At 42.1% G+C, this 22,257-nt stretch carries 12 protein-coding genes; 5 read left to right on the top strand and 7 right to left on the bottom strand.

Annotation, left to right across the window (positions count from 1 at the left end; all coding sequences use genetic code 11):
• The first annotated feature begins 7 nt into the window (after positions 1–7).
• Positions 8–2,359, top strand: coding sequence for an ATP-binding protein (locus ACGF49_RS03585; RefSeq protein ID WP_113042271.1), 2,352 nt, complete (start codon positions 8–10; stop codon positions 2,357–2,359).
• Here the strand turns inward: ACGF49_RS03585 and dgt are convergent.
• Entirely contained in the window at positions 2,343–3,869 is a 1,527-nt protein-coding gene (gene dgt, locus ACGF49_RS03590; protein ID WP_113042272.1) for a dGTPase, read from the bottom strand. The two genes, ACGF49_RS03585 and dgt, sit on opposite strands and share 17 nt — an antisense overlap.
• Before the next feature lie 126 nt (positions 3,870–3,995).
• On the opposite strand from dgt, the gene mtnN reads away from it, so the two are divergent.
• Complete coding sequence (mtnN, locus tag ACGF49_RS03595) at positions 3,996–4,697, top strand: 5'-methylthioadenosine/S-adenosylhomocysteine nucleosidase (protein WP_228900707.1); 702 nt, start codon at positions 3,996–3,998, stop codon at positions 4,695–4,697.
• On the opposite strand, the gene ACGF49_RS03600 is transcribed toward mtnN, so the two are convergent.
• Positions 4,660–4,881, bottom strand: coding sequence for a hypothetical protein (locus tag ACGF49_RS03600; RefSeq protein ID WP_158536556.1), 222 nt, complete (start codon positions 4,879–4,881; stop codon positions 4,660–4,662). The two genes, mtnN and ACGF49_RS03600, sit on opposite strands and share 38 nt — an antisense overlap.
• 27 nt (positions 4,882–4,908) lie before the next feature.
• On the opposite strand from ACGF49_RS03600, the gene btuF reads away from it, so the two are divergent.
• Positions 4,909–5,736, top strand: a complete 828-nt coding sequence (btuF, locus tag ACGF49_RS03605) for a vitamin B12 ABC transporter substrate-binding protein BtuF (RefSeq protein WP_387489685.1) — start codon at positions 4,909–4,911, stop codon at positions 5,734–5,736.
• Between the two features lie 86 nt (positions 5,737–5,822).
• Here the strand turns inward: btuF and erpA are convergent, their stop codons facing one another.
• Positions 5,823–6,167 (bottom strand): iron-sulfur cluster insertion protein ErpA, encoded by a 345-nt coding sequence (gene erpA / locus ACGF49_RS03610; RefSeq protein WP_228900730.1) that lies wholly within the window; start codon positions 6,165–6,167, stop codon positions 5,823–5,825.
• A gap of 341 nt (positions 6,168–6,508) precedes the next feature.
• On the opposite strand from erpA, the gene ACGF49_RS03615 reads away from it, so the two are divergent.
• The gene (locus ACGF49_RS03615) at positions 6,509–7,294 is read left to right on the top strand and encodes a DUF1460 domain-containing protein (RefSeq protein ID WP_113042275.1); all 786 of its coding nucleotides are present in this window, start codon (positions 6,509–6,511) and stop codon (positions 7,292–7,294) included.
• Positions 7,295–7,344: 50 nt separating this feature from the next.
• Positions 7,345–8,628, top strand: a complete 1,284-nt coding sequence (hemL, locus tag ACGF49_RS03620) for a glutamate-1-semialdehyde 2,1-aminomutase (RefSeq protein WP_271866722.1) — start codon at positions 7,345–7,347, stop codon at positions 8,626–8,628.
• Positions 8,629–8,668: 40 nt separating this feature from the next.
• Here the strand turns inward: hemL and ACGF49_RS03625 are convergent, their stop codons facing one another.
• The 4 genes from ACGF49_RS03625 to ACGF49_RS03640 all read right to left on the bottom strand — a co-directional run bounded on the left by ACGF49_RS03625 (position 8,669) and on the right by ACGF49_RS03640 (position 22,142).
• Positions 8,669–8,929, bottom strand: coding sequence for an antitoxin (locus ACGF49_RS03625; RefSeq protein ID WP_113042277.1), 261 nt, complete (start codon positions 8,927–8,929; stop codon positions 8,669–8,671).
• Positions 8,930–9,070: 141 nt separating this feature from the next.
• Positions 9,071–13,933 carry a non-ribosomal peptide synthetase gene (locus ACGF49_RS03630; RefSeq protein WP_113042278.1) on the bottom strand — a complete coding sequence of 1,621 codons (4,863 nt, stop codon included), beginning with the start codon at positions 13,931–13,933 and terminating at the stop codon, positions 9,071–9,073.
• Positions 13,930–18,639: a non-ribosomal peptide synthetase gene (locus tag ACGF49_RS03635; RefSeq protein WP_113042279.1), complete on the bottom strand. Its 4,710-nt coding sequence runs from the start codon at positions 18,637–18,639 to the stop codon at positions 13,930–13,932. The genes ACGF49_RS03630 and ACGF49_RS03635 overlap by 4 nt, the downstream gene beginning before the upstream one ends.
• A complete protein-coding gene (locus ACGF49_RS03640; protein WP_387489691.1) occupies positions 18,636–22,142 on the bottom strand; it encodes an amino acid adenylation domain-containing protein in 3,507 nt (1,168 codons plus the stop codon). Before ACGF49_RS03640 ends, ACGF49_RS03635 begins: the two co-directional genes overlap by 4 nt.
• Between the last annotated feature and the right edge of the window lie 115 nt (positions 22,143–22,257).

The following is a 22,257-nucleotide window of genomic DNA, read 5'->3' on the forward strand; positions in this document are numbered from 1 at the left end:
GACGATTATGACCAAATATAGCTTACGCATCCGCATGATGAGCCTGATCCTAGTTCCAATTTTACTGGTTGGCATGTTTTTCAGTATCTCATTTCTCTGTTATCACTATCGTGAACTGGAAAACCAAATTGTTCGATCTGGGATCAGTATTATTGAACCCCTGTCCATCGCCAGTGAAATTGGCATCAACCTGCATAACCGTGAACGTGTCAATTCATTGATCACCCGGCTTCACCGCAGAAATTCTGAGATAGTTCGGGCGATTGCCATTTTTAACGATGATAATCAGCTATTTGATAGCTCAAACTATAAATACAATTCAGCTCAACTACAGATCTCGCCAGATATGCCTCTTCCAACCACCTTGACAAAAATGGAGGTTAAAAACAGTATTATTTTACGTATGCCCATTATTTCAGAACACCATTTATCCCAGAATCAGCAGCATTCTGACTCCCCATCTTTACATCCGATTGGTTATATCGCCATTGATCTTGATTTACGGTCAGCTCACTTACAGCAATATAAAGAAATCGTTATTTTTATATTACTATTACTCATTTGCCTTGGTTGGGCATCGCTGTTCGCCTACCATTTGGTGCATAAGATCACAAAACCTATCAGCGATATCGTCAGTACTGTCGATAGAATTCGCCAGGGGCAGTTAAACAGCCGTGTCAGTGGGAAATATTTTGGTGAATTAGATACGCTGAAAAACGGCATTAACGCAATGGCAAAATCGCTTTCCCGCTATAAAGAAGATATGCAAAATGATATTGATCAGGCCACGTCGGATCTGCGGGAAACAATGGAGCAATTCGAAATTCAGAACGTTGAACTGGCAATAGCGAAAAAACGCGCACAGGAAGCAGCCAGAATAAAAACGGAATTTCTGGCAAATATGTCTCATGAATTACGCACACCACTTAATGGCGTCATTGGCTTTACCCGCCAAACACTGAAAACACCTTTAACAATACAGCAAACTGAATATCTGTATATTATCGAGCGCTCCGCTAATCATCTACTGAATATTATCAATGACATATTGGATTTTTCGCGGCTTGAAGCGGATAAATTGGTATTAGAAAACGTTCCATTTCTTTTACAGGATATGATTGATGAGGTCATGGTGTTACTGACACTCAGCGCCAAGAGTAAGAATATTCAGCTCACTCACCACATTGATCCCCAAATTCCCAGACTGGTCATAGGCGACCCTATGCGCCTCCAGCAAATACTCACCAATATTATCGGTAACGCGATTAAATTCACTGACCAAGGTTCTGTGGAGATAAAGATCAATCTGCTACAACAGCAACACCATAAAATCAATTTAGAGATTATTGTCAGTGATACAGGCATCGGTATCAGCCCTGAGCAGCAACCTCATCTATTTCAGGCTTTTCACCAAGCAGATGCCAGTATTTCTCGCCGTTATGGCGGTACCGGCCTCGGTCTGGTCATTACAAGGAAACTGATCCGAGAAATGGGCGGAAATATTAGTTTTACCAGCGAGCCAGAAAAAGGTTCTGTTTTCCATTTTGATTTATGGCTAGGGAAAGATGATTTCATTCTGACCGACTCAGAGGTACCACAAAAAGCACTTATCCACCTCCCTCGTTTACCCATGACAGTCATGGCCGTTGACGATAATCCAGCTAACCTCAAACTAATAGGTTCATTACTAGAAGAAATCGTGGAAAAAACCGTGCTATGTAACAGTGGAGAAGAAGCTTTGCAGTCAGCAACCTCTCACCATTTTGATCTTATTTTGATGGATATTCATATGCCAGGTATGGATGGCATCTGTACTTCCAACCGCATCCACCAGCTACCGCAACACCGCAGTACACCGATCATTGCGGTTACAGCTTATACCTGCCGACCAAAGAGCGATACAGATCAATCTCCATTTGAGGATTTCCTGACCAAACCTCTCGATGAAGATCGTCTGAGAGCAGTGTTAGATCGCTACGTTAAGACGACAGAATCACAACATATTAACTGGTCATTAGCGTTACAACAGGCCACCGGAAAAGAACAGTTGGCTGTAGATATGCTACAAATGTTGGTAGATTTACTGCCAACAATTAAAACAATCACAGAAAAAGTTTTGTCAGGGGAAACGGAGGAAGATTATCAGCAGCAGATCCATAAACTACACGGTAGCTGCTGTTATAGTGGCGTGCCACAACTTAAAGCTCTCTGCCAATTAATTGAACAACAATTACAACAAGGCGTTCAATTAACCGATATAGAACCTGAATTGTTGGAACTGACAGATGAAATTGATCATGTCCTTAGCGCCGCAAAAAAAATATTGAGTCGCGGCGAGAATCTTAACTACACACAATAAACTTACGATACTCTTCATAAGCATAATTATCTGTCATGCCACTGATGTAATCCTGAATAAGACGAGCGCGATAATAGAATTCGAGCAGGTCTTTTTCAGCTTGGTCAGTGGCAACAATTTTCTCTACTGCTTCACCATAAGCGAGACGATGCTTGGTGGAAAGTTTGTGTAGCAGCCGAGTTTCCATAAAATAATCTTTGTGGAAATTGTTCTGGTTCAGTTCCACAAAATCCTGACGGGGCATTTTCAATAACGGGCAATAAAAATCTAATAACCCATTAATGACTCGGTATCCCTGCAACTCTAATTTTTCAATCTCTGGATGATTAAATACTCTCTTACAAGCAATGTTTTTCAACGTCCTAAGCAACCGATGCTCCTCGCTCTTATCTTCAAGTAGTGCTTGATTAAATGAGCCCTCAAAAACAGCCGGCAGATGATCAATAAAACGACGAGCAGTATAAGGAACAAGTTTGCCGGTAATATAAACCCGCAAATACATAAAAAATTGATCCTGCTGGCTTCGACGTAATTCGTTACCGTGAGTTCCCTTGTACGCCTTTCTGACCGTTAAGTCGAATAGATCCCCGGCCCGATGACCGCCATTTTCTTGCCACTCCTGTTCCAAATATCCCATCAGTGTATCGACGCTGAAAATCTTTTTTTCAACAGCATCATCCAAATCAGCAATGCAATAAGAGATATCATCTGCTGCTTCCATAATATAAGTCAGTGGGAAGCGACAGAACTCACCCATTTTAAGCTCACGACGTAATTCGCGAACAAAATGCTCCTCCGACCAATAAAAACCTGGCTTTTTCATCAAATAATTAAATTGATTTGGTGTTTCTTCAAGACGAAAAGCAGGGCAAGTATATTTTAGAATACAACCAACCTGAGCATAAGTCAGATTGAGTTTTAATAAGCTATGCACCATACGGATAGCCTGAGCATTCCCTTCAAACTGACATAAATCTTTACGCAACTGGCGACGAAAGAGATCTTTTTTCACATCACCACATAAACGCAATTCGAAGATTTCGCATCGATCTTCTCGCTTAATATTTTCCAGGGAAAAATTAAGATCGAGCTTTTTGGCAAACCAATCTTTAATTGCCGCTTCACCAAAATGACCAAATGGTGGATTACCAATATCATGCATTAAACAAGCCATTTCAATCAAACTTTCAAATGATAATAGCCGTTTATCCAACCCGTAATCGGCCAGCAAATTACGCGTTTTCAATTCATTAATAATCGTTTTCGAAATATAGCGCCCAACCTGTTGCACTTCCAATGAATGCGTCAAGCGACTGCGGACAGCGGCATTATTTTCCAGCGGAAAAACCTGTGTTTTTTGCTGTAAACGACGAATAGCCGCTGAATTCATAATTCGCCCACGATCACTTTCAAACTGGCGAATAACCTGCTCTTCATCATTAGAATCAACATGATACTGACGGTATTTACGCTGATAGTTAAGCTTCTGACTAAAGTCTATCCCGGACATTTATCCTCCGACTTGTGAGATAGCACTGTTTTACATCACAGATTATCTGATTGTTCCGTATTAGATGTTAAACTCAAACACGGAATGATTTTATATGATTAATTAATCAACAGCGAGTATGACATCATGAAAGTAGGCGTGATAGGTGCTATGGAGCAAGAAGTGACTTTATTGCGCGATCAAATTGAAGATCGCCAAACATTGTCACGAGGTGGCTGCGAAATCTATACCGGTAAACTCAACGGCGTGGAGATTGCACTGTTAAAATCCGGTATTGGTAAAGTTTCTGCTGCAATTGGTACAACTTTACTGCTTGAACATTGTCAGCCTGATGTAATTATTAACACCGGATCAGCGGGTGGCCTTGATCCGAAACTGCAAATCGGTGATATCGTGGTATCCCGCGAAGTTCGCTATCATGATGCTGATGTTACCGCTTTTGGTTATGAGCCCGGCCAGATGGCGCAATGCCCCCCAGCTTTCGTGGCGGATGACCAGCTAATTGATCTGGCAGAAAAATGTATTCATTCACTGAATCTGAACGCAGTACGTGGGCTAATTTGCAGCGGTGATGCATTTATTAACGGTGCAGAACCACTAGCGCGTATCCGGGAAACTTTCCCACAAGTGACGGCGGTAGAAATGGAAGCCGCAGCAATAGGGCATGTCTGCCATCAATACAACACCCCATTTGTAGTGGTACGTGCTATCTCTGATGTGGCGGATAAAGAATCTCATATCAGCTTTGATGAATTTCTTGCCGTGGCGGCTCGCCAATCTACATTAATGGTCAACGCAATGCTGACAACTCTGAATAAAGACAAATAATATACCCGTTATCTTTCAAGTTGCCTCTTTGTTGGCTGCACTCACTCACCCCGGTCACATAGTTACCTATGCTCCCGGGGATTCGCTCCCTTGCCGTCGCGATGCATCTTGAAATCCATAGGGTATATATTACTGAAAGAATCACGCCCTGATAAATATTTTCGGGCGTGTTTGCGGGCGACATATTTAATGTTTTAAAGAGCACCCTTCAATGAAATGGATAAAAAGCACGGGTTCAATTAGATTATCGCTTTTACTGTTTCTCAGTAGTTTCAGCTATTCTCTGTATGCAGCTCCCTTACGGGTAATCAGTTTATCTCCATCAACGACAGAATTAGCCTATGCCGCCGGGCTAGGTGACAATCTGATTGCCGCCAGCGCCTACTCTGATTATCCCCCTCAAGCCCGTAAACTTGAGCAAGTAGCTAACTGGCAAGGCATCAATCTGGAACGCATTATTACCCTTAAACCTGAGCTGATTCTGGCATGGCGTGGCGGTAATCCCCAACGTCCACTGGAACAACTTGCTACTTTTGGCATTAAAATCTTTTATTCCGATCCCACCACCACCGAACAGATAGCGCAGGATTTAGAACGACTCGCTGAATATAGTCCTCACCCAGAACAAGCAAAAAAATCCGCGACTGAACTTCGTCAACGATTTGCCAATTTGCAACAAAAATATGCCACTACAACCCCCAAACCGGCCTTTTTACAATTCGGCACTTATCCTCTGTTCACTGCTTCAGGACATACACTGCAAAGTGAAGTGCTTTCTATCTGTGGCGGCAGAAATATTTTTGCCAACAGCCCTGTTCCCTGGCCTCAAGTCAGTCGTGAACAAGTACTCATCAGGAAACCTGAAATAATTGTTATCAGTGGTGGACAAGAACAGGTCAAATTAATTGAAAATTTCTGGCATCCACAATTGCGTGCCAAAGTCATTACATTACATGAAGATTGGTTTCACCGCGCGGGACCGCGCATCATTCTGGCAGCCGAACAGCTATGCCAGCAATTGAATGACAAGGATTCTTGATAAAGCAAAATCGTTTAATAGGATTGCAAGAGGATTCCCGAAGATGGGTCATAATATTCAGACCCATTACGGGAAATCGCCTGGAATCAGATACTGAAAGAAGAACCACAACCACAAGTTGTCTTAGCATTAGGGTTCGTGACGATAAAACGTGAACCTTCCAAACCTTCGGTATAATCAACACAACCGCCAACCAAATATTGTAGGCTCATCGGATCAACAACCAACTCCACACCTTGTTTCTCAATGGTCATATCACCTTCATTTATTTGATCATCAAAGGTAAAACCATACTGAAAGCCACTGCATCCACCACCGGTGATATAAACCCGTAAACGCAAGTTTGGGTTTTCTTCATCCGAAACCAAAATTTTCACTTTGTTAGCTGCGGCATCCGTAAACTGCAAAGGTAATGCGATATTATCGCTCATCATTTTTACTCCAGACTGGAACTCGGCAAAAATATTCAGAAGACAACAAAAATTTGCCGATCATTAATAACTCGGATTATCCAATACCTGATTGGTTCATTCAAGTATTGTCATTTTGACAACACACGAACCGCCAAAAAATTATCACACATTTGTTTACCATCACTGCTACCTTAGCGACAAACGCTGGCTTTTTACGATAGCTTCAAAGATCAGTAAACCGTCACGTGTAGTTAAACCCTCCGTCAATCAATTAACAATTAAGAAAGAAAAAATATTGATTTATCATCATAATTAGTTACTTTATTGAATATTTTTCAAAGTAGCCATATGGAGTTCCTATGCGAAAAATGTTGCCACTGATGCTTGCTGTCACCTTGACAGGTTGTGCCGCTCATAGCAAACAAGCCGATATTGACAGCTATAGCTCGAAAAAAATTAATGAAATTATAGAAAACCAAGTAAAACCGGGAAACAAAGATAATCCCGGAGAAATAATAAAAAACGTCTCTTATCAATTACTGGGCACACCTTATGCCGCAAATAAACTTATTGGCTCCCCTACTGAACCTGAAAAATTAGTTATAGACTTCAACGGGCTAGACTGTTTTACTTTCCTTGATTATGTAGAATCGCTAAGAAAATCCAACGACCAAAGTGATTTTGTAAAAAATCTCATCCAGACAAGATATATCGACGGAAAGATTAGCTTTTTACAAAGAAAACACTTCTTTACAGATTGGTCAATCAGAGAAAAATTAAATGCCAAAGATGTAACGGATGAAATAAGTTCTTCTTACATAAAAATCACAAAAAGCCTGAATAAAAAGGCTGATGGTAGCGAATATATCCCCGGACTGGGTGTTACCAAAAGAGATATCAAATATATTCCAGGCGATAAAGTCAACGATGCCGTTATTAAAAACCTAAAAACGGGTGATTATATAGGAATATATACCCATCTTGCCGGATTGGATGTCACACATACAGGGATTTTTATTATGACAGATCATGGCCCAATGCTGAGGAATGCATCCTCACTTGCTGCGAATAAAAAAGTTGTCGATTCACCATTTCTTGATTACGTGAAGAATAAACCCGGAATTATCGTTCTAAGAGCATTATAATCCGAGGGGCAAGCGACAACCCCACTTAAAAATAGATTCAGGAGCCTTTCATGAGCCAATCCGACATCCTCTATTCTCAGGCAAAGCAACTTATTCCCGGTGGCGTCAACTCTCCGGTACGTGCATTTAATGGTGTTGGCGGTACTCCGTTGTTTATCAAACATGCTGATGGCGCTTATCTCTATGATGTTGATGGTAAAGCCTATATCGATTATGTCGGTTCCTGGGGGCCAATGGTACTGGGACATAACCACAGCACTATCCGTAATGCTGTCATCAAAGCCGCAGAACAAGGATTGAGTTTTGGCGCACCAACTGCCGCCGAAGTAGAAATGGCACAGTTGGTGACTGAACTGGTGCCATCAATGGATATGGTGCGCATGGTTAACTCAGGCACAGAGGCGACCATGAGTGCTATCCGTCTGGCCCGTGGCTATACCCATCGCGATAAGATCATCAAATTCGAAGGTTGCTATCACGGCCATGCTGATTGCTTGCTGGTGAAAGCCGGTTCTGGCGCATTGACCATCGGCCAACCAAATTCGCCAGGCGTTCCGGTTGATTTCGTCAAACATACGCTGACCTGTACCTATAACGATTTGAGTTCAGTTCGAGAAGCGTTTGAACAATATCCCGAAGAGATCGCCTGTATTATCGTCGAACCGGTTGCGGGCAATATGAACTGCGTACCGCCACAACCAGAATTTCTACCCGGTTTGCGCGCGCTGTGTGATGAGTTCGGTGCTCTGTTGATTATTGATGAAGTGATGACAGGTTTCCGCGTCGCCCTCTCCGGCGCACAATCTCATTACGGTGTCGAACCCGATATAACTTGCCTTGGCAAAATCATTGGCGGCGGTATGCCCGTTGGCGCTTTCGGTGGACGCTATGAAGTGATGGAGAAATTAGCGCCAATTGGCCCCGTTTATCAGGCGGGAACTTTATCCGGCAACCCGATTGCAATGGCTGCCGGCCTTGCTTGTCTGAAAGAAGTTTCTCAACCCGGTGTACATCAACGCTTGACCGAGCTAACAGATAATCTGGCTGCCGGCCTGACGGAAGCAGCAAAAGCGGCCAGTATTCCTCTGGTGGTTAACCATGTCGGCGGTATGTTCGGCATTTTCTTTACCGATGCAGAAACCGTCACTTGCTATCAGGATGTGATGAATTGCGATATTGAGCGTTTTAAACATTTCTTCCACCTGATGCTTGATGAAGGAATTTATTTAGCACCTTCTGCATTTGAAGCGGGTTTTATGTCTATTGCTCATACTGATGAAGATATTCAGCGTACTGTTAATGCAGCCGCTCGCTGCTTTGCCAAGCTAAAATAATTTCTTTTTTTCAAATAATAGCGCCGTATTTTTACGGCGCTTATTCTTTCCATCCTTCGAATGGATCACAGGATTGTTCTTGCTGACACCACTCTTCTTTATTCAGAAAATCATCAGCAACAGTTGTTCCCTTCAATGCCGCAAAAAATCCGGTCCAATCGTGTGGCTTACAGGACAGTATTACATCTCCTGTTTCAGGATCTTTTCGAATAAAAACTTTATTAGAGTCAAACCAATAAGCTGCTGGCAAGCATACCGCTTGACTCTTCCCATCCATAAATAATTTAGCTTTATGGCTCATACAACCTCCTGATATTGATTGGAATACCCCAGAGCTTATCACAAATATTAATACATAAATCAAAAGAGATTTGATAATCATGAAACAGATGTCACGATTGGCTTCATCCCTGAGGCCAATCTCTTCATATCTTAGAAAAAGTCACCCATAAAACTGACTAATACTCTCTTTTTCTTGGCCGGATACGATGACATTTAACAACCGTTCATAATATGTAGCCATCCTATCAATGACTGATTCTGTATACAGTTCAGGATTGTAATTGAGTTCACAACTGATATTTTGTGGCATGTATAAGAAATTCATCCCAAGTGATTCAAAAGGAATTATTTCGGTCTCTATCACTTCCACATCAAGATTTGGCAGTGATAATTTTTCATCTTTAGACATGTCGATAAAATCATAGAAACTTTGTGCATCCAAATAGTTAAACAGAACGTTAAATATATTATCTCTCGCCTTTTCTCCCACCGCGTCAATTACGACAGACATGTGGATATTAGAATTCTCTATGGCGCGATGAATAGACTGACTAACCTGCTTAATGATTCCTTGTAGGCTCATTTCCTTACTGATATTTGATTTTACTATCAAGTCACCCAAGAATAATCCTATTGTTTGATGGCTTTCTATGCGAGTTCGGTCAGCTTTTGGTGAGGTAACAATATGTTGTGATTCACCAGAGTGCATAAAAAGACAAGTGTGGAACAAAGCCATAAATAACATATAAGGTGTGATCTTCTGGGTTTCACAATATTGCAAAACAGCTTTATCCAGCGAATCTGGTATTTTGATATGACGGGCGTGAGACCGATATTTTGAAGCCAGATGTTTTCTGAAAGAAACAGGAAAATCGCGTTCTGGATTAACATCATAAAATTGTTGTTGCCAGAATTTAATTTGTTTTTTAGCTGCCTCAGTCGCATGGATTTCTTGCAAGTCATAAACATAACCAGAATATTGCATGGCAACGGGTAGCAATGTGTTTTCTTGCCCCTGTGAATAAGCCGTATATAACTGTTTAAATTCATTCATAATGATATTGACAGACCACCCATCGGAGATAATATGGTGTACGTCAATAAATAATACCGTGATTGTTTCCGAAACAGGCAGTAGGAATGTCTTGATTAGCGGGCCATTATAAACATCAAAAGGTGTTCTTAATTTCTCTTCCCAGAGCTTATTAATTTCAATAATGATTTGTTCTCTCTCGATTCCTCTTGGTAACGCTTCAATAACTTGAAGATTAATTTTAATACTGTTATCAGGCTGCATGAAAATTTGCCCATTTTCTTTATAAAACTTAAAACGCAAACTTTCATGTCGCGCTAAAATGGTATTTAAACTTTTTTCCAACGCACTGTGATTCAATTCTCCTTCCATCAGCAAAGTAATGGGTACGTGGAAACTGTCCTCCAACAATGCTTCTTGAATAAAATACCAATACATTTTCTGACAATAAGAAATAGGCATTTTTCCATCAAATGTATTGTGATCAGATATATTGTGTGTTGTCTTCGGTGCGGATATTTCATGCTTATGACTGTGACGAATTACACTGGCAATCTGAGCAATGGTTGGATTTGCAAATAACTCATGCATACTGAAATTATTGGTCAAAGTATTTCTTATGGAAGCGGTTATTTTAACTGCCAAGAGTGAGTGACCACCGAGTGAGAAGAAATTATCATAAATACCAATTAGATTGATTTTTAGATGTTCTTGCCATAACTGACAAAGTTTTTCCTCGATTTCATCTCTCGGTGCAATATAAGCCTGACGACGTAAGTCATTTTCATCTGGAATGGGTAACGCTTTTTTATCCACTTTATTATTCAAATTCAGTGGAATACGTTCCAATGGGATATAGAGACTGGGCACCATATAGTCAGGTAGTTGTTTTTTCAAGGCGGATTCCAGTAGCTCTGCAAGTTCTCCACTAATAGCAGGAAGTAGCAGGTAATCAGCTAAATGCGTTTGGCTGTAATCTGCATTAAAAGCGGCTGCTTTCTCCGCCAGCCAATTCGTACTCGGGCAAACATAAGCAATGAGTTTCCTATCCTCACTGTCATAACCATCAGCGATCACGGCAGCATTACTTAAAATCTCCTGCCCCGCCAACACCGATTCGATTTCCCCCAATTCAATACGATGGCTGCGAATTTTAACCTGCGAATCCAGGCGGCCAATGAATTCCAACTCACCTTCTGGCGTCCAGCGTACTAAATCACCAGTACAGTAAAGTCGGTCTGCCGGGTCGGTACTGAAGGGATCTCGGATAAATTGTTTTTCCGTGATATCCGGTGCATTCCGGTAACCGCGTGCCAGTTGAATGCCACCGATATGCAGTTCCCCGACAGCCCCAAGAGGCACCAGATTACCGTCGGAATTCAGGATACGCATCACAGTATTAGGCAACGGTTTTCCAATCGTCACTCGCTTATCTGCTGTTAATAAGGCGGAGGTCACAATCGAAGTACATTCTGTTGGGCCATAAACGTTAAACAGCTTTCTGCCCTGCGACCACTGCGCGGCAATATGCGGCGCCACAGCCTCCCCTGCCAGCAACAAGGTTGAAATTGTGCGCCATTTGTTAAAATCCAAGTGAGGTAACAGCGCCGGCGGGAGTACAGCGTGGGTAATGTGGTGTTTTTCAACCATCTCATCCAGCCATTCAGGCGAACGGCGGTGTGTTTCTGAAATCAAATACAATGTGGCGCCATAGGCCAAGGTCATTGCCATTTCCAACACTGCGGCGTCGAAGCTCCAGGAAGCAAACTGCAACCCGCGAATATCAGCATCCGCACCAAATAACGCGGCTTGTGCTTGCGCCAGATTCACCCAACCCTTGTGCTCCAGCATCGCTCCTTTTGGTCGGCCAGTAGAACCAGAGGTATAAATGACATAGGCCAGATGATTTTCTGTCAGGGGCACTGAACGATGAACGATATTGCCAGTGGGCAGGTTCTGCACATGTGACTGTACCGTTTCAGCATCCAGACAGATAACGCGTTGCTGGCTGATAGGCAATTTATCAACCAGCGGTGTTTCGGTCAGGATAAATTCAGCGCCGCTATGCTCCAACATGTATTGCAGGCGGGCTTGCGGATAACTGGCATCCAAAGGCACATAAGCTCCACCCGCTTTGAGGATGCTCAGCAGTGCAATCACCGTTTGCAATGACCGGGGAAGGCAAATTGCAACCAGAATATCTGGCTGGATACCCTGCTCAATCAAGTAATGCGCCAACTGATTGGCCTGAGCATTAACAGCCTGATAACTTAAAGACTCTTCACCAAAAACCAACGCGGTTTTTTCAGGATTCAGTGCCACCTGTTCTTCAAACAACTCATGAAAGCAGCGCCCTTGTGGGTAATGGTTCTGTGGCCCATTTAATTCATGCAGTAAGGTATGCTGTTCAGCTTCTGTCAATAATGGGAGTTCATGAATGGAGGGTTCTTTATTTACTGAATCATCTGTCATCACCTCAACAATGCCAGAAAGCAAGGTTTCGTAATTGGCGATAAATCTTTCAATGGTACTGCTATAAAACAGACTCGTATTTGAAATCCATATTATAGATAATTCGCCCGTCTGTTCTTCCTCAAAAACATGGATTTCCAAATCAAACCGAGTCGTTCTAAGTAAATTATCCTCGGATTCAATAATATTATCCTGTTCCAGTATTGTGTCACGTTGGTTATTCTGTACTGCAAACATGATTTGGAAGATGGGGTTATGGTTTGGGTTCCGTTCCGGACTGAGCTTTTCTACCAACATCTCAAACGGCAAATCTTGATGTTCGTAAGCATCCAGAATGGTACGGCTGTTTTGTTTTAATAATTCACTGAACGTCGGCTGACCGGATAAATCTGTTCTGATAACCAATGAATTAACAAAAAAACCGATCAGCGGTTCAATATCAGGATGTTGTCTGCCGGCAATTACTGTTCCAACCAGAATATCTTTCTCATTACTATAGCGGCTCAGCAATACAGTAAAAGCCGTTTCCAGAAACATGAATAAGGTAACGTTATGCTTAGCACACAGTCCTCTAATTGCTTGGGTTAACCGCGAGGAAATATGTTGTGTATGAAAACACCCTTCGATATTTTGTTTCTCTGGCCGTGGATTATCCAGCGGCACACGGTGGACTGGTGAAATTCCGGCTAACTGCTTCTGCCAATATATCAGCTGTTTTTTCAGCATATCACCTTGCAGCCAGCCCTGTTGCCACTGGGCATAATCGGCATATTGAATTTTCAGCGGCGGTAGCAGATTTGTCTCACCCTGACAATAAGCTTTGTATAACGTGAAAAATTCATGGAGAAATATTGCCATCGACCAGCCATCGAAGGCGATATGATGTATCGTATAAATAATAAGGTAATCATTTTCTGCCAATTTTATTAACCTAATGCGCAGCATCAAATCTGTATTAAGGTTAAAAATCAGATTCTCTTCTTCCTTACTGAGTTGTTTTACCTGATCGTTTTTTTCAGTTTCAGGTAACGCAGATAAATCATGATGTGTAATAGGTAAATCGAAATCCGTGGCAATAAATTGCCGCGGCTCGTTATTGATGATTTTAAAATGGGTACGCAAGACTTCATGGCGTTCAAGTAATGCCTTAACGGCTGCCTCAAACGCCTTTATGTTAATGGATTCCCGCAGCCTGAAATCCCCCATACAGTTATACTTGGGGCTGCCTCCATCCAGCTGATCAATAAACCATAAACGCTGTTGAGCAAATGAAAGCGGATAATGTTCTGCTTTGCCATCACGCCGAATATCTTGCAAAAAGTGATGCGTTTTAGTTTGCTCTTCTGAATCGAGCTGGTTCAGAAAATCAATCAACTCCTGTTTATGCCATTTCCATTCACTGAGCAAAGCGGGTGAAATACTGCTGCGGCTGGTCTCGTATTGTAAACGGTTATCAGTAACGAACAGCGTAATTCCCTGATCTAAAGCCTCATTGACAATTCGCGCTGCATTTTTCATATATCACCTTTCAACAGTTCTTGTGCTGTTTCTTTCCCAGCCTGAAAATGTTTTCTTTTTTCTTTGATAAGATGAATAGTGACAACCTGTGATAGCTGCTCAAGTGTCGGGTGTTCAAAAACACTTCTCAACGGAACTTCTATTTCTAATTCGTTACGTATTGAACTAATAAGGCGCGTTGCCTGAAGTGAATGTCCACCCAAGGTGAAGAAATTGTCATAGATGCCTACTTGGCTGACATTCAATAACCGCTTCCATAACTGGCCGATCTTAATTTCTATTTCATTTCTTGGCGCCACATAGTTTTGTCGGCGTAAATCGTCTTCATTTGGGATCGGTAACGCTTTTTTATCCACTTTATTATTTAACGTGAGTGGCATTCGTTCCAAAGGAATATAGAGACCTGGAACCATATATTCTGGCAATTGTTGTTTCAGTGCGGATTCGAGTAATTCTGAAAGTTCCCCACTAATGGCCGAAATTTGCGGATAATTAGCTAAATGGGTTTGATTATAGTCAACACGTGCTTGTACAGGTGGTAACTCTCCACGACTAAAAATCACATCCAGTAAATCAGGTTGCTGTTGTGACCATGTAATGCCGCATTGATAACCACATTGTTCAGCATATTGCAGTAAGGATTCGAATTCCTGAACCTGTTGTAATGCCTGTGGGGAGAAACTACCGACATTTGCTGGTGGCGTTATCATCTGATTGGCTGACCAGTGACGCAGACCTTCTGCCAAAGTGAGGTCATCTTTAATTCTGGCGTTGGGGATACCTGAAATACCCAATATATCCTCCGTGCCCATCTGCAACAAATTACGCAGACTTTCAAAAGAATCGAAATTATGCCAATTTGAAAGCAATTCATTACAAGATTTGGTATTTTCACCTCTTTTGTGCAATATGACATCATAACGATAACGCAACATTTCATTGTCGCCGATGCCACGTTTAACCAGAATATCAACCCGGCCAATTTCAGGGTAACGCTCCGGTAATTGGGCAAAATAAGTTGGACTGAGTAAAAACTCGGGTTCTTGTTGTAAACGCCGCTGAATACGGTTCGCCAGCGCCCCTACCTGAATACGTTGCCCGTTAAGATGACTTTGCTCTATCGCTGTAGCATGGGCGGTTAATAGATCTAAGTTGCGGATATCTCCCAACAAAATTTTCCCACCCGCTTCAACCGCCGGTATTAACTGTTCAAGTACTCTTTCCAGATATTGAACATTAGGGAAATATTGGACAACAGAGTTAATCACGACAGTATCAAATTCATCAGCACTCAATGTTCCTAAGTTGAGTGCATCTCCTCTTCTGAGCTGCACATGTGACCAGCCACGTTGTTGCAGAATATGTTGATGCCGATTTAAAACCTCAGCCGAAATATCGGTCGCCACCACTGATTCGCACCATTCAGCATAGCGATACAACAATAATCCGGTACCACAACCAATTTCCAGTAAGCGATGAGGATGCAGGGCTTTAATCCTGTGCATGATTCCTGCTAACCATTCCTCCATTTGCTCAAGGGCAATCGGCTGTTCAGTATAGCTGTTCATCCAGCCGCCGAAATCACTGTCTAATGCGACTACATCACCTTTCTGAGCGCTCCCTTTTTGAGTATTAGCCGTTGTGGGTTGACGGTACTGCTCATCAAAAATTTCTGTCCAGTTCTCAACGCTGCTTGCGTTAAATTCAACAGCTTTTTCACCTAACCACCCTGTACTTGGGCAGACATACGCAATGAGTTTTTTATCTTCATCTTGACCATAAGCGATCACAACAGCACTACTTAAAGCATCATGCCCGGACAAAACTGTCTCGATTTCACCCAACTCTATGCGGTGACTACGGATCTTAACCTGAGAGTCAACACGGCCGATAAATTCCAACTGACCATCCGGTGTCCAGCGTACTAAATCGCCGGTTCGATAAAGCCTGTTTTCCCTGCCATCCGTTGAGTGTGAGCTGAATGGATCACGGATAAACTGCCTTGCTGTGATTTCCGGTGAGTTTCGGTAACCGCGTGCTAACTGAACACCGCCAATATACAGTTCCCCGATAACGCCCATCGGAGCCAAATTACCTTCCGGATCAAGAATACGCATCACAACGTTAGGCAAAGGTTTTCCAATCGTAATCTTCTCGTCAGTTAATAAAGCTGTGGTGACAATGGATGTACATTCTGTCGGGCCATATACGTTAAACAGGTTTCTATTCTGTGACCAACGAACAGCAATCTGTGGTGGCACGGCTTCACCCGCCAAAAGCAAAGTTGAGACAGAACGCCATTTGTTAAAATTCAGATGAGGAAGTAGCGCCGGGGGTAGTACAGCATGAGTTATCTGATGTTTTTCAACCACTTCATCCAACAATTCAGGGGAACGCCGTTGGGTTTCGGAAATCAAATACAGTGTTGCGCCATAGGCCAATGTCATAGACATCTCTAAGATCATGGCGTCAAAACTCCAGGAGGCAAACTGCAACCCCCGGCAATGTGAGTCAATGCCAAATAAATCGGCTTGCGAGAATGCCAGATTAACCCACCCTCTATGTTCCAGCATCACCCCTTTCGGTTTACCAGTAGAGCCGGAAGTATAAATCACATAAGCCAGATGATTTTCCGTGAGCGGAAGTGGACGCTCAGTAATATTATCTGTAGGCATATGTTGTAGCTGAGACTGTACTATCTCTGTATCCAGACAAATCACTTTCTGCTGGCTAATTGGCAGTTTTTCAACGAGGTGAGTTTCGGTCAGGATGAATTCGACTTCACTGTGATCCAACATATATTGGAGGCGGGCTTTCGGATAACTGGGGTCTAACGGTACATAAGCGCCACCCGCTTTAAGAATACCCAATAATGCCACAACAGCTTGCAATGACCTTGGTATGCAAAGTGCAACCAACGTGTCCGGTATGATCCCTTGTTCAAGCAGATAATGTGCCAATTGGTTAGCTTGCTCATTTAATGACTGATAGCTCAGGGTGTCATCGCCAAGAATCAGGGCATTTTTTTCAGAGTGTTGTGATACCCGCTCTTCGAAGAGTTCATGGAAACATTTCCCGGTCGGATAAGGAATTTGTGGCCCGCTCCATTCATGCAGTAAGGTATTCCGTTCAGCATCTGCCAATAATGGAAGGTCATGAACGGACGGCTCACTGATACCAGCATGATGCTTCATCACATCAACAATATTGGTCAGCAAAATTTCGTAATTGGTGATTAATCTATTAATGGTCGCATTTCTGAACAGGCTGGTGTCAGAGATCCATCCAATAGATAACTCACCTTCGTCTTCTTCATAAATATGGACTTCCAAATCAAATCGGGTGGTCAGAAGGGAACGTTCTTTAGATGTAACAATGCTATCCTGCTCCAGAGTTGTATCCCGTTGATTATTCTGTACTGCAAACATGATCTGGAAAATAGGATTATAATTTAAATTCCGTTCTGGACTGATTTTCTCCACCAGCATCTCAAAAGGCAGGTCTTGATGTGCATAAGCATCCAGGATCGTACGACTATTTTGTTTTAATAGTTCACTGAATGTAGGCTGACCGGATAAATCCGTTCTTATCACCAGTGAATTGACGAAAAATCCAATCAAAGGCTCAGTGTCACGGTGTCTTCGCCCTGCAAGCGGCATGCCAACCAGAATATCCTTTTCACTACTGTAACGACTCAACAACACAGCAAAAGCCGTTTCCAGAAACATAAATAACGTCACTTCATGTTTAGCGCACAGTGCTCGTATTTCTTGAGTCAAAGCTTTTGAAATACGTTGTGGATGAACATTCCCTTCAAAATTTTGTTTTTCTGGCCGTGGATTATCCAGTGGAAAACGGTGAAGTGGTGAAATACCTGATAATTGGTTTTGCCAGTAATCCAGCTGTTTTTCCAGAATATCCCCTTGCAGCCAGTCCCGTTGCCATTGGGAATAGTCAGTATATTGAACTTGTAATGGCGGCAGAGGATTACCCTCGCCCTGGCAATAAGCACGATATAATGTCAGCAGCTCACTGATAAAGATTGCCAGCGACCAGCCATCACAGGCGATATGATGAATCGTATAGAGAATGAAATAATCATCATCTGTTAATTTCAGCAACCGAATACGCAGCATCAGGTCAGTGCTGAGATTAACAGCTTGTTTCCACTCCTGCTCACCGAGTTGTTTAAGCTGTTGTTCCTGCTCAAATTCTGAAAGTGTGGACAGATCATGTACTGTAATAGGCAAATCATAAGAAGTCGCAATAACCTGCCGTGGCTCATTATCAATAATTTTGAAATAAGTACGCAGCGATTCATGGCGTTCAAGCAATGTTGCTATAGCCGCCTCAAAAGCGTTGAGATTAAGCGACTCTCTCAACCTGAAATCACCTGTGCAGTTATACTGCGGACTACCTTCGGTAAGTTGATCGATTAACCACAAACGCTGTTGAGCAAATGAAAGTGGGTAATGTTCCGCACGATCATAACGCGGAATACCTTGCAGTCGGTGAGTGTCCGAATCCTCTTCTGAATCGATTTGCTTCAGGAAATCAATCAATTCTTGTTTATGTTGTTTCCATTCACTGAGCAGTTCCGGAGGAATGCTATCTCGGCTGGTTTTATATTTCAGTTTGTTATCAATAACAAACAGAGTAATCCCTTGATTTAAAGCTTCATTGATAATTTGTGCCGCATTTTTCATATATCACCTTCCAATAGTTCTTGTGTTGTCTCTTGCCCAGCCTGGAAATGCTTTCTTTTTTCCTTAACCTGATGAATCGTGGCGATTCGTGCTAATCGCTCAAGTGTTGGATACTCAAAGACACTGCTCAACGGTATTTCAATGTTTAGATCATTGCGTATTAAGCTGATAAGGCGGGTTGCCTGAAGAGAGTGACCACCCAACATGAAAAAGTTGTCATAAATGCTGACTTGGCTAACACCCAACACTTCTTGCCATAACTGGCTAATTTTTCTCTCCACTTCATTTCTTGGCGCAACATAACTTTGTTGTCGGAAATCATTTTCATTTGGAACAGGCAACGCTTTTTTGTCCACTTTGTTATTTAACGTGAGTGGCATTCGCTCTAGCGGAATATAAAGGCTTGGAACCATGTATTCTGGTAATTGTTTTTTCAGTGCTGATTCAAGTAGCTCCGAAAGTTCAATTTTAATATCGGAAGACTGAGATGCGTTGTCGGCATTAAATTTCAGCCCTTTTTTATCCAGCCAATCTTTGGTTGGACAAACATAGGCAATCAATCTTTTATCGTTCCCATAAGTAATAACCGCAGCACTGCTTAAGGCGTCATGTCCGGCCAATGCAGTTTCGATTTCTCCCAACTCAATCCTAAATCCTCTAATCTTGACTTGAGAGTCAATCCGACCAATAAATTCCACACTACCATCAGGCAACCAACGGGCTAAATCTCCCGTTCGGTATAAACGTAAGGATTGGGAATTGTCCGTTAAATCAGTAATAAATTTCGTTACGTTTGTTTCAGGGGCATTCAAGTACCCACGCGCCAGTTGGATGCCACCAATATATAATTCCCCGGCAACACCAATAGGTACTAGATTGCCTGATGGATCAAGAATACGAATAACGGTATTGGGCAATGGTTTCCCAATCGTAATTTTGTCATCAGTTAATAAGCCCGAAGTCACAATGGCAGTACACTCTGTCGGGCCATATACATTGAACAGTTTTCTGCCCTGTGACCAACGAACAGCGCTCTGTGGTGGTACAGCTTCCCCCGCTAAAAGCAAGGTTGAAACGGAACGCCATTTATTAAAGTCCAGATAAGGCAGCAAAGCAGGAGGTAATACAGCATGGGTAATCTGATGTTTATCAACTAACTCATCCAAATATTCAGGGGTATGCTGTTGGGTTTCTGAAATTAAATAAAGTGCTGCTCCATACGCCAATGTCATAGATATTTCTAAGATCATGGCATCAAAACTCCAGGAGGCGAACTGCAATCCCCGGCTATATGAATCAACACCAAATAAACCCGCCTGTGAAAGTGCCAGATTTACCCACCCCTTATGTTCCAACATAACCCCTTTCGGTTTACCCGTAGAACCAGAGGTATAAATGACGTAAGCCAGATTATTTTCCGTTATTGGGAATGGGCGTTCAGCGATATTGTCCGTAGGCATGTGCTGCAATTGTGATTGCATTGTCTCCGTATCCAAACAGACGACTTTCTGCTGGCTGATTGGGAGTTTTTCTATCAAATCTGTTTCGGTCAGAATGAACTCAGCTTCGCTGTGTTCCAACATATATTGAAGACGAGGTTTCGGATAGCTGGGATCTAACGGCAAATAAGCTCCCCCTGCTTTAATAATCCCCAGTAGCGCTACTACAGCGCGTATTGAACGAGGAATACAGAGTGCGACCAATGCTTCTGGTTTGATATTTTGCTCTGTCAAGTAATAAGCGAGTTGGTTAGCTTGTTTATTTAATTCCTGATAGCTTAATGAATTGCCGTCAAAAATAACTGCTGTTTTTTCAGGATATAGAGCAGCTTGTTCCTCAAACAGTTCATGAAAACAGCCGCCATGTTGGCTATGATCCGGCAGGCCATTCCATTCATGTAACAAAGTGTGTATTTCAGCCTCTGCTAATAGTGGAATGTCATGGACAGAAGGTTCCCTGTGTATCAGATCGGAGCCAATACATGGCTTCATGACACTAACAATATTAGCAAGCAAGGTTTCATAATTAGCGAGCAATCTTTCAATAGTCATATTTCTGAATAAGTTGCTGTCATAAACCCATAAAAGGGATAATCCTCCCTCTTCTTCTTCATAAATATGAATTTCCAAATCAAATCGGACTTTCAAAAGCAGACGTTCTTCAAACTCAATATTATTATCCTGCGCCAGTATCGTATCACGCTGAGTATTCTCCAGAGTAAAAGCGATTTGAAATATAGGGTTATAATTTAAGTTTCGTCCCGGACTCATTTTTTCCACCAGCATTTGAAATGGCAGATCTTGATGTGCATACGCATCCAGGATAGTACGACTGTTCTGCTTTAATAACTCACTGAAAGTGGGCTGACCGGATAAATCCGTTCTGATCACCAGAGAGTTAACAAAAAAACCAATCAAAGGCTCAATATCATGGTGTCTTCTCCCTGCAAGTGGTGTTCCGACCAGAATGTCTTTTTCATTACTGTAACGACTCAACAATACGGCAAAGGCTGTCTCCAGAAACATGAATAATGTGACTTCATGTTGGTGACATAATGCTCTTATTTCTTGTGTTAAATCCTTTGAAATACGTTGATCATTAAGATGCCCCTCAAAACTCTGTTTCTCTGGTCGTGGGTTATCCAGTGGAAGACGGTGAAGTGGAGAAATACCTGATAACTGGGTTTGCCAATAATCCAATTGTTTTTTGAGAATATCACCTTGCAGCCAATTTCGTTGCCATTGAGCATAATCGGTATATTGGATTTTAAGTGGCGGTAATGGGGCTATTTCTCCTTTATTATACGCGCGATATAGGGTAATAAGTTCATTGATAAAGATTTCTATTGACCAACTATCACAGGCAATATGGTGAATGGTATAGATAATCACATAATCATTTTCGGCCAGCTTTATCAGGCGAATACGCAACATCAAATCAGTACTAAGGTTAAAAACCAAGTTATCTTCTTCTTTACTGAATCTTTTGATTTGAGATTCTTGCTCAGTTTCAGAGAATGCAGTCAGATCATGTAGTGTAATGGGTAAATCATAGGAATGTGTTATGACTTGCCGTGGCTCATTATCAATAATTTCAATATGGGTACGTAACGCCTCATGACGCTCAAGCAACGTTTTTACCGCAGCCTTAAAAGCATTGAAATTCAGTTGTTCCCGTAATCTCAAATATCCGGGACAATTATATTGGGGACTACCTTCGGTAAGTTGATCGATAAACCACAGGCGTTGTTGAGCAAATGAGAGTGGATAATGTTCTGCATGACCATCACGTTGGATATTCTGTAATTGATATGTTTGAATTTCTTCTTCTGCATCTATCTGGCTCAAGAAGTCGATCAACTCTTGTTTATAATTCTTCCATTCACTGAATAATTTCGCTGGAATACTATCACGGCTAGTTTCGTATTGTAATCGGTTATCAGCAACAAACAGAGTAATTCCTTGATTTAAAGCCTCATTTACAATTTGCGCTGCATTTTTCATATATCTCCTTGAAAATATAATATCAAATTATTTACACACGTGATTATTTATTATGTCCATAATTATATACCCTATGGATTTCAAGTTGCATCGCGACGGCAAGGGAACGAATCCC

The organism is Photorhabdus sp. RM96S (assembly GCF_042879335.1).
Classification (GTDB): domain Bacteria; phylum Pseudomonadota; class Gammaproteobacteria; order Enterobacterales; family Enterobacteriaceae; genus Photorhabdus; species Photorhabdus kayaii.

Excerpts from the sequence above, each read along its gene's own strand:
- ACGF49_RS03585 (WP_113042271.1), top strand. The coding sequence starts at position 8 with ATGACCAAATATAGCTTACGCATCCGCATGATGAGCCTGATCCTAGTT.
- dgt (WP_113042272.1), bottom strand. The coding sequence starts at position 3,869 with ATGTCCGGGATAGACTTTAGTCAGAAGCTTAACTATCAGCGTAAATAC.
- mtnN (WP_228900707.1), top strand. The coding sequence starts at position 3,996 with ATGAAAGTAGGCGTGATAGGTGCTATGGAGCAAGAAGTGACTTTATTG.
- ACGF49_RS03600 (WP_158536556.1), bottom strand. The coding sequence starts at position 4,881 with ATGTCGCCCGCAAACACGCCCGAAAATATTTATCAGGGCGTGATTCTT.
- btuF (WP_387489685.1), top strand. The coding sequence starts at position 4,909 with ATGAAATGGATAAAAAGCACGGGTTCAATTAGATTATCGCTTTTACTG.
- erpA (WP_228900730.1), bottom strand. The coding sequence starts at position 6,167 with ATGAGCGATAATATCGCATTACCTTTGCAGTTTACGGATGCCGCAGCT.
- ACGF49_RS03615 (WP_113042275.1), top strand. The coding sequence starts at position 6,509 with ATGCGAAAAATGTTGCCACTGATGCTTGCTGTCACCTTGACAGGTTGT.
- hemL (WP_271866722.1), top strand. The coding sequence starts at position 7,345 with ATGAGCCAATCCGACATCCTCTATTCTCAGGCAAAGCAACTTATTCCC.
- ACGF49_RS03625 (WP_113042277.1), bottom strand. The coding sequence starts at position 8,929 with ATGAGCCATAAAGCTAAATTATTTATGGATGGGAAGAGTCAAGCGGTA.
- ACGF49_RS03630 (WP_113042278.1), bottom strand. The coding sequence starts at position 13,933 with ATGAAAAATGCAGCGCGAATTGTCAATGAGGCTTTAGATCAGGGAATT.
- ACGF49_RS03635 (WP_113042279.1), bottom strand. The coding sequence starts at position 18,639 with ATGAAAAATGCGGCACAAATTATCAATGAAGCTTTAAATCAAGGGATT.
- ACGF49_RS03640 (WP_387489691.1), bottom strand. The coding sequence starts at position 22,142 with ATGAAAAATGCAGCGCAAATTGTAAATGAGGCTTTAAATCAAGGAATT.